Source organism: Bradyrhizobium sp., assembly GCF_017881085.1.
Taxonomy (GTDB): domain Bacteria; phylum Pseudomonadota; class Alphaproteobacteria; order Rhizobiales; family Xanthobacteraceae; genus Bradyrhizobium.
The window spans coordinates 1-9,829 of the sequence record NZ_JADGRI010000205.1 but is presented as its reverse complement, the minus strand read 5'-3'; the positions used below and the strand labels follow the sequence as shown (position 1 = coordinate 9,829).

General features: G+C 63.5%; 12 protein-coding genes. 6 read left to right on the top strand and 6 right to left on the bottom strand.

Annotated features, from left to right (window positions below; all coding sequences use genetic code 11):
• The 3 genes from QZ213_RS18550 to QZ213_RS18540 all read right to left on the bottom strand — a co-directional run.
• A partial coding sequence (locus QZ213_RS18550) for an FAD-dependent monooxygenase (protein ID WP_291687550.1) occupies positions 1 to 252 on the bottom strand: 252 nt, incomplete at its 3' end.
• Positions 253 to 340: 88 nt separating this feature from the next.
• A complete protein-coding gene (locus QZ213_RS18545) occupies positions 341 to 1,909 on the bottom strand; it encodes a hypothetical protein (protein WP_291687549.1) in 1,569 nt (522 codons plus the stop codon).
• A 181-nt stretch (positions 1,910 to 2,090) separates the two neighbouring features.
• A complete protein-coding gene (locus QZ213_RS18540) occupies positions 2,091 to 3,095 on the bottom strand; it encodes a hypothetical protein (protein WP_291687548.1) in 1,005 nt (334 codons plus the stop codon).
• Positions 3,096 to 3,366: 271 nt separating this feature from the next.
• Between QZ213_RS18540 and QZ213_RS18535 the strand changes: the two genes are divergently transcribed.
• The 3 genes from QZ213_RS18535 (at position 3,367) to QZ213_RS18525 (ending at position 5,258) form a co-directional block, all read left to right on the top strand.
• On the top strand, positions 3,367 to 3,738 hold the full coding sequence (locus tag QZ213_RS18535) for a cyclic nucleotide-binding domain-containing protein (protein WP_291687547.1): 372 nt from the start codon (positions 3,367 to 3,369) through the stop codon (positions 3,736 to 3,738).
• The gene (locus QZ213_RS18530; RefSeq protein ID WP_291687546.1) at positions 3,735 to 4,547 is read left to right on the top strand and encodes an MBL fold metallo-hydrolase; all 813 of its coding nucleotides are present in this window, start codon (positions 3,735 to 3,737) and stop codon (positions 4,545 to 4,547) included. Before QZ213_RS18535 ends, QZ213_RS18530 begins: the two co-directional genes overlap by 4 nt.
• A 99-nt stretch (positions 4,548 to 4,646) precedes the next feature.
• Complete coding sequence (locus QZ213_RS18525) at positions 4,647 to 5,258, top strand: glutathione S-transferase family protein (RefSeq protein WP_291687545.1); 612 nt, start codon at positions 4,647 to 4,649, stop codon at positions 5,256 to 5,258.
• A 123-nt stretch (positions 5,259 to 5,381) separates the two neighbouring features.
• On the opposite strand, the gene QZ213_RS18520 is transcribed toward QZ213_RS18525, so the two are convergent.
• From QZ213_RS18520 to QZ213_RS18510, 3 genes are read right to left on the bottom strand one after another with little or no spacing between them, the layout of a single operon-like run.
• Positions 5,382 to 5,879: a TPM domain-containing protein gene (locus QZ213_RS18520; protein WP_291687544.1), complete on the bottom strand. Its 498-nt coding sequence runs from the start codon at positions 5,877 to 5,879 to the stop codon at positions 5,382 to 5,384.
• An 11-nt stretch (positions 5,880 to 5,890) separates the two neighbouring features.
• The gene (locus QZ213_RS18515; protein ID WP_291687543.1) at positions 5,891 to 6,793 is read right to left on the bottom strand and encodes a YgcG family protein; all 903 of its coding nucleotides are present in this window, start codon (positions 6,791 to 6,793) and stop codon (positions 5,891 to 5,893) included.
• 27 nt (positions 6,794 to 6,820) lie between these two features.
• On the bottom strand, positions 6,821 to 7,429 hold the full coding sequence (locus QZ213_RS18510; RefSeq protein WP_291687542.1) for a LemA family protein: 609 nt from the start codon (positions 7,427 to 7,429) through the stop codon (positions 6,821 to 6,823).
• A 160-nt stretch (positions 7,430 to 7,589) separates the two neighbouring features.
• Here QZ213_RS18510 and QZ213_RS18505 point away from each other — a divergent pair, with 160 nt between their 5' ends.
• The 3 genes from QZ213_RS18505 to QZ213_RS18495 all read left to right on the top strand — a co-directional run.
• Positions 7,590 to 8,450: an enoyl-CoA hydratase gene (locus tag QZ213_RS18505; protein ID WP_291687541.1), complete on the top strand. Its 861-nt coding sequence runs from the start codon at positions 7,590 to 7,592 to the stop codon at positions 8,448 to 8,450.
• A gap of 5 nt (positions 8,451 to 8,455) precedes the next feature.
• Positions 8,456 to 9,601: an acyl-CoA dehydrogenase gene (locus QZ213_RS18500; RefSeq protein ID WP_291687540.1), complete on the top strand. Its 1,146-nt coding sequence runs from the start codon at positions 8,456 to 8,458 to the stop codon at positions 9,599 to 9,601.
• A 12-nt stretch (positions 9,602 to 9,613) separates the two neighbouring features.
• On the top strand, positions 9,614 to 9,829 hold a 216-nt coding region (locus QZ213_RS18495; RefSeq protein WP_291687539.1), incomplete at its 3' end, for an acyl-CoA dehydrogenase family protein.

The following is a 9,829-nucleotide window of genomic DNA, read 5'->3' as shown; positions in this document are numbered from 1 at the left end:
CTGATAGATCAGCTGGCCGAAGCGATTGAAGAAGGTCGCGTCGCTGGTCGCGATCGCAATCTTCGCCAGCGCCTCCTCGAGCCCGAGCGCGGCCAATTCCCTGGTGGCGTGCGGGAGCAGATTAATGCCGACCCCGACCGCTTTGATCTCGGCCGTCGATTCGACTATCCGGCAGGGAATTCCGCTTTCGTGCAGCGCCAGCGCCAGCGTCAGTCCGCCAATGCCGGCGCCGACGATGATGACGTCGTCCATCTTTCCTCCCGGCAGTTTTTTCATTCAAGCCATTGACCGGGATGAAACACGATTGGTAAGACCACTGTCAATCTGACTAGCGTGGGCACTATTTGATGAAACACATCCCGATCCGCGATGCGTTGCCGGCCGGCTGGCACGCCAGCCCCTCGGTGCAGGTCCACGATTTGAAGCTTTTGTCGTTATCAGCGGTATTGGCGTGCTGGACATAGCAAGAGGCGCCCCAGCCGTCTTCATATTCGGTGCCGGCGAGTTCCGCGCTGCCGCGTGTTTGCGGGCGGCTGGAGAAGCCGCGCGAGTAGTCCGGGCGTTTGCAGTAGCGCATTGCCGCGAGAATGTCGCGGCGGCGGATCTGGTCGCCGAAGAAATGCGGCGACGCCGGCACCACGGTTGAATTGTTGGGCTTGGCCGCCATCCAGTCGACGCCGGGGAAATGAAAACCGCCGATGCCGCGGCTCTGATGGCAGCCGGCGCAGGTGATGTCGTTGAGCCTTCGCTCGAAGCCCGCGACCGAGCGAACGTTTTGCAGCGTGACGCCGCGCTCCGCTGCCTTCTTCAAGGCCGCGACGACATCCGCTTCCTTGAACAGAGGCTCGACGGCGGCATCGTCGCCCTGCACGAGACCAAAGGCAGGTTGCAGGTCCGAGGTTGAAAATCCGACCGGGGTGGGTGCAATCGCACCTTTAGCGAGGAATTTATCGGGAACAAGGATCGTGCCGCGATCGAACTCGGAAAGATGCGATGGCTCGAGCAGCCACGCCTTGAACTCGCGCCCCAGTGTGGCGTCGGCCAGGATACGCTCGCGATCAATCTGGTTCTCCATCGGCGCTTCGGTGAAGGTTTTCGACCGCGCGTCGTAGTCGAACACTTTCAAGAGATAATCGGTGCGAAAATCCCGGACGGCCGATTTCGGCGCGTGGGCGATCTGAAGGTTGGTCTCGATATGCGTGATATCTTCGGGCCCGGTCAGATCCAGCGGCCCGTCCTTCGCCGCCAGACTTTCCGCCAGCGCCGCACCGGTCAGCGGCCATTCGCCGGCGGCGAGCCAGCGACGGGCGATGTCGGCGCAGGCAAGCGCTTTTCCGCCGGCGTCGAACGCAGCAACGCCCCTGGCCTTGAGCACCACGTTCAGCGTCACCGGCAGTCGCGGCGAGACGGCGCCTTCCCCTGTCGTCTCCTGCACATCGGTCCGGGTTAGGCGGTAGATCAGCCGGATTTCACCGCAATCGGCTTCGTGCACATAGGCGCGGTCCATCCGGTTGACGATGCCCGCCAGCACGAAGCGCGTATCGGGGGAATACAGCAGCGCGCGGTCGAACAGCTGAAAGTCGAAGGAATTCCCCACCCCAATGGTTTCGTTGGGAAGACCAGCCTTGTGCCTTGAGATGTAACGGTCGAACTCGGCGTCGAGCGCCTTGCGAACCGGCACCATCGACGGCAGGGCGAAAAACTGGCTGTTGGTGAGCGGCGCATCGGCCGATCGCGCCGGCAGCATCACGCGGTTAAGACCGAACCTGCCGCGGTCGAGTTCGCGCAACGCGCCGGGATCGATGATCGCCGCACCGCGCTCCGGCGCCGCCGCGCTCCACGCAAGGCGCACCGGCAGAAGGCCGGCGAGCAAGACCAGAAATGTGACCAGAAATCGCACGCGGCCCATATCCCGATAAACACCGCAGCCGAGGCCTCATTCCACGTCGCTAGAGTCAAGGCTTCTTGATTCAAGCTCTCCTGCGGGCAGTGTTTCTATGTCAGGAAAAGTAGCCGAAATGCGGACGGACTGTCTCAGGGCAAGCCGGAGACAGCGGTCATCGCGTCAATTCGCGGTGAAACGATGGATTTCAGCGCGCGACGATCAGGCCTCTGGTGGTCACGACCACCCAGCGGCCGTCCTGGCGGCGGATGGCGTCGACACGGCCGAGACCGGGCACGGGATCGCCGGCATAGACCTCGAATATTCCTCGCCGGTTTTCGATCAGTGCGCCGCCATTGCCGACATCGCGAAGCACCCAGCCTTCCACCGTCGGCAACCTCGCCACCTCGGGCTTGGGCGCAGGCAACGGAACGGGCGCGGTCGCCGCAGGCAGAGAAATCGAGCCGGTGACTTCCTTTGTCGCGGCCGGCGCGGCAGCGACGGGAGCGGGGGCAGCGGCCGGCGGCGTGGCGCGCAGCTTGTCGACAGTCTCGCTGAGTCTTGCTAATTTGGCGGCAGGTTCGGCCTGCGCCTTCTCGACCTTATCGAGGCGGTCGCTGGTTTTGCTGAACTGGTTCAGCGCAAGCTTGGAGGTATGTTCGGCACCGGCCTTCAGCGCCAGGATGTCGGCGTCGATCCGCGCGATGGTGGCTTCGAGAGCATGGCTGTCGGCGTCAGCGACAACGCCGCCGACGAAATGCGACAGGCCCGCGGTCGCCAGCGCGCCGCCGAACGCGCCGGCGACGACTGCCAGCGCCAGCATGGCTGCCACTGCGAGCCGGCGCTTTCCGAACATCCCATGGGCGGAGCCGGATTCCATCTCCGGCGCAGCGCTGTCGTCGTCGCCGGCCGACATGATCATGACCTTGCCGGGAAAACGTGGTGCCTCGGCCTTGGTGGCTTCAGCCTTGGTGGCTTCAGCTTTGGGGGCTTCAGCCTTGGTGGCCTCAACCTTGGGAACCTCAGCCTTGGTCGCCTCAACATGGGCCGCATCGGTCTTTGGCACCTCCGCCTCAGCGCCGCCCTGCCCGGGCACGAGATCTGGAGCAGCTACCACGGGCTGGATCGGCGCTTCCGATGAATGGGAAACAGCCTGCCCGGCGCTGAGGGAACCGGATTCACCGCTGGTCAGTTCGGCGTTTTGTTCGCTCACGGTCAAATCCTCCAGGAAAGATTGACCATTTGGTAACTTTCATTGCTTGCCAAATCGTTACCCCGCCACCGGTTTACCGAAATTTTAGGAAATCCCGGGGCGGTTTGGCCCGACCGGCCGGCAGCGGCACCTCCCACTCGGCCCATGCTGCCCTGCGGTATGACGTGCCCGGACCCGCTACCGCCGGCCCGGGTGTCGGATGCATCGTTTGCGCCGCCGGATTTCCCGACTAACATGGCGGCCAAGAACCAGCCAGAAGGCGCGGGACTCCATGGCGATCGAAAAATGCATCAACGAATTTGATGTCGACGACGTCATCTTCGAGGAAGGCTCCACCGGGCGCGAGCTGTTCGTGGTGCTCGATGGCCAGGTCGAGATCGCCAAGGTCAACGGCGCCAGCAAGACCGTGATCGTCACCCTCGGCAAGGGCGAGTTCTTCGGCGAGATGGCCGTCATCGACGGCTCGTCCCGCTCGGCGACCGCGATCGCGGCGGCGCCGGGCACGCGGGTGATGCGGATCAATCACGCCCGCTTCGTCTATCTCGTCAGCCAACAGCCGGCGTTCGCGCTGATGATCATGGATGCGCTCTCCAAGCGGTTGCGGGCGTCCAACGCCGTCACCTTCAGGGCGGCCAACCCATGAGCGACCGCAAGCCGAGCCCGTTTCCGATTTTGTTGAACAACGACGTCTGCTCGCTGATCCAGGCAGCCGAGGAAGTCTACCAGATCCGCTTCAAGAACCGTGCCGCCAACGCCTATCTGGTGCGCGGCAAGTCGCGCACCATTATGATCGACGTCGGACTGTCCTCGAATTATCCGGCCCTGCTGGAATGCCTGCATCATCTCGACTGTCCGCCGGAAAAAATCGATATGGTGGTGCTCAGCCACGAGCACCTCGATCACATCGGCGCGGCCTATCATTTTCACGGGCGAACCATCATCGCCGCGCATCGGCTGGCCGCCAACAAGATCATGCTGCGCGACGACTTCTCGATGCTGCGCAAGATGTTCAACGAGCCGGAAGTGCCCATCAACGTCGACATCTGGCTGGAGGAAGGAAACCTGCTCGATCTCGGCAATTTCCGCCTCGACGTGATGTATACGCCCGGCCACACCTCGGCCTGCATCAGCCTGTTCGAGCAGGACAAGGGACTTTTGTTCGCCGCCGACACCCTGATGCCCGGCGGCGTGATGGGCGGAGTGTTCGGATCGGGCAGCATCGCTGATTACATCCAGTCGCTGGAGCGGCTGAAGGGCTTGAACTCCAAGATCCTGCTGTCGGGTCACGGCCGGCTGTCCGACACACCGCAGGACGATGTCCGGATCGCGATCCAGCGCTCGCATGGGCTGTTGTCCGACACGGCGCAATTGTTCGACGCGTTAGACGCGCGGTCGAATTTCGAGCCGATCATGCAGTCGGTGCGCGATCTCAACAAGCTCGACGACGCCTGATCCTGGCGCGGGCCCCTCTCCCCCGTTTGACAAATGGCCTGCCGGTCTGCTCAAAAGCAGTCAACAAGACTGCTGCAAAAAACTGGGAGAAACGAACCAATGAAGCTCTACGACTCGATCGGGCCGAACCCGCGCATTGTCCGCATGTTCATGGCGGAGAAGGGTATCGAAATGCCCAAGCAGACGGTTGACCTGCGCGGCGGCGAAAACCGGCAGGCCGAGCATCTCAAGCGCAACCCGCATGGCCAGATGCCGACGCTCGAACTCGATGACGGCAGCTATCTGTCCGAGATCACCGCGATCTGCGAATATCTCGAGGAGAAGAATCCGAAACCGCCGATGATCGGCGCGACGCCGGAAGAGCGCGCCGAATGCCGGATGTGGGCTCGGCGGGTAGATCTCAACATCTGCGAGCCGCTAGCCAACGGCTATCGCTTCGGCGAGGCGCTGAAATTTTTCGAAAAACGCATTCCCTGCGCGCCCGAAGCGTCCTCCGGCCTGAAGATGATCGCGGCGAACCGGCTGCAATGGCTCAACGGCCAGATGGAAGGCAAGGAGTATCTGTGCGGCAAGCGCTTCACGCTGGCCGATATACTGCTCTATGGCTGGATCGATTTCGGCAACCAGGTCGGCCAGCCGCTCGACCCCGCGAACACCAACATCGCCGCCTGGTTCGCCCGCGTCGGGCAACGGCCTTCGGTGAAGGCGTAGGCGACGACTCCACCATCGTCATTCCGGGATGCGCCTCTTGGCGCAGGCCCGGAATTCATAAACTCCGATCGTGGTTATGGATTCCGGGCTCGCGACTTCGTCACGCCCCGGAATGACGAACTCTTACATCACGACTGGAGCATCCGGCAGTTCGTTTTTGCCGCCGCCAGCCTTGGGAAAATGCGCGGCCAGTTGCCTCGAGACCGCTTCGATTCCCCTGACGACGCCGCCGCCGAAATTGCCCGCCTTGAAATCGGCCTCCATCGCCTTGCAGATCTTTTCCCACCCTGCACGGCCGACCTTGGCGTCGATGCCGCGATCGGCGATGATCTCGACGTCGCGGTCAGCCAGCAGCAGATAGATCAGCACGCCGTTGTTGTGGGCGGTGTCCCAGATGCGCAGTTGCGAGAAAATATCCAGCGCGCGCTCCCGCGCCGGCTGATCGCGGAACAAGGGTTTGCCGTCCAGCGCGCCTTCGACCACGAAACGGACCTGGCCGGCATGGGTGGCCTCGCCCGCCTTGATCGTCCGCTCGATCGTCGTCAGCACCTCCGGCGGAAAAATCCGCCGGACCCGCCAATTGTGCTCGAGAAGATGCTTGCCGATGCGCCTGATGCCCATGTGACCGGTTCCTACCAGCTTCCCGACGCGCCGCCGCCGCCAAAACTTCCGCCGCCGCCGCTGAACCCGCCGCTGTCGCTCGAACTGCCGCCGCCGGACCACGAACTCCCGCTGCCGCCGCCAACCCAGCCGCCGCCCCTGCCGTGACCGGCCGGCGACGGCGCGGTGATGGCGTCGCTGAACATCGTGAAGACCGACGCGACGATGCCGGCAAGCCCCGAGAGGATCAGCGATCCGAAAACGAACCACACCAACAGCCCTATCAGGCCACCGCTCGCCAGCGAACCGAACAGCCGGCCGAACACACGGCGGAAGATTCCGCCGAGCACCAGAATGAAGATGATGGTGAACGGATTCAATGGATTGAGAAACTGGTAAAGCGCGGAATCGGAATCCGGCTGCCTCTGCGCTTTCGGCGCCGGCGCGGGCAACGGCTCGCCGTCGATCACGCCGATGATCCGGTCGACGCCCGCTGAAATTCCGCCGGCAAAATCCCCATTCCTGAATTTCGGCGTGATGATTTCATCGATGATGCGCCTGGCAGTGACGTCGTTGAGCGCGCCTTCGAGCCCGTAGCCGACCTCGATGCGAAGCTTGTGGTCGTTCTTGGCGACCACCAGGAGCGCGCCGTCGTCGATCTTCTTTCGGCCGATCTTCCAGGCCTCCGCCACCCGGATCGAATATTGCTCGATGGTCTCGGGCTCCGTGGTCGGCACGATCAGCACCGCGACCTGGCTGCCTTTTCTCAGCTCCAGCGCTTTGAGCGTCTGCGTCAGCGAGGCGATGTCGCCCGCGGACAGCGTGCCGGTCTGGTCGACCACCCGCCCCGACAACGGTGGCACCGCGACGTCGGCGAAGGCCGCGAAGCCCCAGCATACGAGCAGCGCAAGCAGGAAGGCCCTTGCAGCGTTCATCGCGGTGAATCGATTCCGGTTGCCGAACTACTTTGTGGGGGCCGGCGTCGGGTTGAAATCCACCTTCGGCGCGGTGGAGATTTCCTTCTCGTTGTCGACCGTGAAGTTGGCCTTTTCCTTGTAGCCGAAGGCCATCGCCGTCAAATTATTCGGGAAGGTGCGGATGCCGACATTATAGTCCTGCACCGCCTTGATGTAGCGATTGCGCGCCACCGTGATGCGGTTTTCGGTGCCTTCGAGCTGCGCCATCAGGTCATGAAACAACGCATCCGACTTGAGCTGTGGATAGTTCTCGGTCACCACAAGCAGCTTTGACAGTGCGCTGGTCAGTTCGCCCTGCGCGGCCTGGAACTTCGCGAATGCACCGGGATCGTTGACGAGTTCCGGCGTCGCCTGGATGCTGCCGACCTTGGCGCGGGCGTTGGTCACGCCCAGGAGCACGTCCTTTTCCTGCTGCGCAAAACCCTTCACCGAATTGACGAGATTGGGCACCAGATCGGCGCGGCGCTGGTACTGGTTCAGGACCTCGGACCAGGCCGACTTGACCTGCTCGTCATTGGTCTGGATCGCGTTATAGCCGCAATTGGTCAGGCTCAGCGTCGCCAGCGCCGCCAGCACGGTCCACAATCTGCGCATCGAAATCTCCCGGTTCCAAATTTGCCGCAAGCTACCAGAACGATACGGCCAGGTATGCAGGCGAAAGGCCGCGTTCCGCGACAATTTTGCGGCTGATGGCCCTTGCCTATCAATTGACGAAATAGTCAACATGGCGAAAACACGAGGAAACGACCACCCAATGACCCACGAGACCGCCTACGAGACCATCGTCGTCGAACGGCCGGAACCGCGCATCGCGCGGATCGTGATGAACCGGCCCGAGGCGCGCAACGCGCAAAACCTGCAGATGACCTACGACCTCAACGCCGCCTTCGATTCCGCGGTGCAGGACGACGCGGTCAAGGTCATCATCCTGGCAGGCCACGGCCCGCATTTCTCGGCCGGCCACGATCTGCGCCCTGCGGGAAAGAACGCCGCCGGCGTCGATTTTCCGCCGGTCGGAAACTGGGGCGGCTTTGCCGAGCCCAATGCCCATGGCCGTTTCGCGCGCGAGCAGGAGATCTATCTGCAAATCACCCGGCGCTGGCGCAATCTCGCCAAGCCGACCATTGCAGAAGTCCATGGCAAATGCATCGCCGGCGGCCTGATGCTGGCCTGGGCCTGCGACCTGATCGTCGCCAGCCATGATGCGGAATTCTGCGATCCCGTGGTCACCATGGGCGTCTGCGGGGTCGAATGGTTCGTTCATCCCTGGGAATTGGGCCCGCGCAAGGCCAAGGAATTCCTGTTCACCGCCGACGCATGGAGCGCGGAGGAGGCGCACCGGATCGGCATGGTCAACCACGTGGTGCCGCGTCCCGAGCTGTCCTCCTTCGTCATGGCGCTGGCACAAAGGATCGCGGCAAAGCCATCTTTCGCGCTGAAACTGACAAAGGAAGCCGTAAACCGCTCGGTCGATGTCATGGGCCAGCCTGCGGCGATCGATCAGGCCTTCGCGCTGCACCAGCTCTGCCACGCGCATAACCTGCAGGAATTCGGCATGGTGGTCGATCCCGCGGGCCTGCATCCCTCCGTCAAGAAAACGGCTGTCGTAAAGTAGATCACATGGACCTCAATCCAAGCGACGAGCAGCGCCTGCTGCGCGAGAGCGTCGACCGCTTCATCAACGAGACCTATGACGCCGACCACCGCCGCCGCACTGCGGACGATCCGCGCGGCTTCAGCCCGCAAATCTGGTCGCAATTCGCCGAACTCGGCTGGCTGGCGCTGCCGATTGACGAGGCCTATGGCGGGCTCGGCGCCGGCGCGATCGAAACCGGCATCCTGATGGAGGCATTCGGCCGCGGCCTGGTCGCCGAGCCCTATCTGGCGACCGTGGTGATCGGCGCCGGCCTGATCGCCGAATGCGGCAGCGAAGCGCAGAAGCAGGCGATCCTTCCCAAGGTCGCCGACGGCTCGCTGCTGCTGGCGTTCGCGCATTCGGAACGCGCCGCGCGCTTCGATCTCGCGCATGTCGAGACCGCGGCGAGAAAGACGCCCGACGGCTGGCGGCTCGACGGCCGCAAGACCGCGATGCTCGATGGCAACGCCGCGAACTGGATCATCGTCTCCGCCCGTATCGCCCGCGACGACGGCGCGCCCGGCAACCTGTGCCTGTTCCTGGTGCCGTCAGGCACCGCCGGAATTACATCGAGGGATTTTCCGCGGCTCGGCGGCGGCCGCGCCTGCAATCTCGGCCTTGCAGACGTTCGCCTCCCTGCCGACGCTTTGCTCGGCGACGGCAGCGATTGCCTGGCGAAGATCGAGGGCGTGGTCGACCGTGCGCTCGCTGCCCTTGGCGCCGAGGCCGTCGGCATCATGCAGATCATGCTCGACAGGACCCTGGAATATACCAAGGTGCGCCAGCAATTCGGCCGGCCGCTCTCCGCCAACCAGGTGATCCGCCATCGGCTCGCCGACATGGCGATGCAATGCGATGAGGCGCGGTCGATCGCGCTGCGCGCTGCGCTGATGGCGGACGCTGAACCGCTGTCGCGGGCGCGCGCGGCGTCGGGCGCGAAAGCAAAAATCGGCAAATGCGCGCGCTTTGTCGCCGAACAGGCGGTGCAACTGCACGGCGCCATGGGCGTCACCGAGGAGCTCGACATCGGCGCCTACTTCAAGCGGCTGCTCGCCTTCGACACGCTGTTCGGCGGCAGCGCGCATCACTATCGCCGCCACGCCGCGCTGGGCGGGCGGGCAACCCTATGATCGGAGCGCACCATGGACCTCAGCTTTAGCGCAGAAGAGCGCGCCTTCGAGAGGGAAGTCCGCGACTTCATCGCGCAAAACCTCACGCCGGAAATGAAACGCGCGACCGCGCTGACGCCGTCGGTGTTTTCCGATCCCGACATCGGCATGGCCTGGCAGAGAGCGCTGCACAAAAAGGGCTGGGGCGCGCCGGGATGGCCGGTGGAATATGGCGGGCCAGACTGGACG

What these genes read in the sequence shown, in the direction of transcription:
- QZ213_RS18545 (WP_291687549.1), bottom strand. Translation starts at nt 1,909, where the DNA reads ATGGGCCGCGTGCGATTTCTGGTCACATTTCTGGTCTTGCTCGCCGGC.
- QZ213_RS18535 (WP_291687547.1), top strand. Translation starts at nt 3,367, where the DNA reads ATGGCGATCGAAAAATGCATCAACGAATTTGATGTCGACGACGTCATC.
- QZ213_RS18530 (WP_291687546.1), top strand. Translation starts at nt 3,735, where the DNA reads ATGAGCGACCGCAAGCCGAGCCCGTTTCCGATTTTGTTGAACAACGAC.
- QZ213_RS18525 (WP_291687545.1), top strand. Translation starts at nt 4,647, where the DNA reads ATGAAGCTCTACGACTCGATCGGGCCGAACCCGCGCATTGTCCGCATG.
- QZ213_RS18520 (WP_291687544.1), bottom strand. Translation starts at nt 5,879, where the DNA reads ATGGGCATCAGGCGCATCGGCAAGCATCTTCTCGAGCACAATTGGCGG.
- QZ213_RS18515 (WP_291687543.1), bottom strand. Translation starts at nt 6,793, where the DNA reads ATGAACGCTGCAAGGGCCTTCCTGCTTGCGCTGCTCGTATGCTGGGGC.
- QZ213_RS18510 (WP_291687542.1), bottom strand. Translation starts at nt 7,429, where the DNA reads ATGCGCAGATTGTGGACCGTGCTGGCGGCGCTGGCGACGCTGAGCCTG.
- QZ213_RS18505 (WP_291687541.1), top strand. Translation starts at nt 7,590, where the DNA reads ATGACCCACGAGACCGCCTACGAGACCATCGTCGTCGAACGGCCGGAA.
- QZ213_RS18500 (WP_291687540.1), top strand. Translation starts at nt 8,456, where the DNA reads ATGGACCTCAATCCAAGCGACGAGCAGCGCCTGCTGCGCGAGAGCGTC.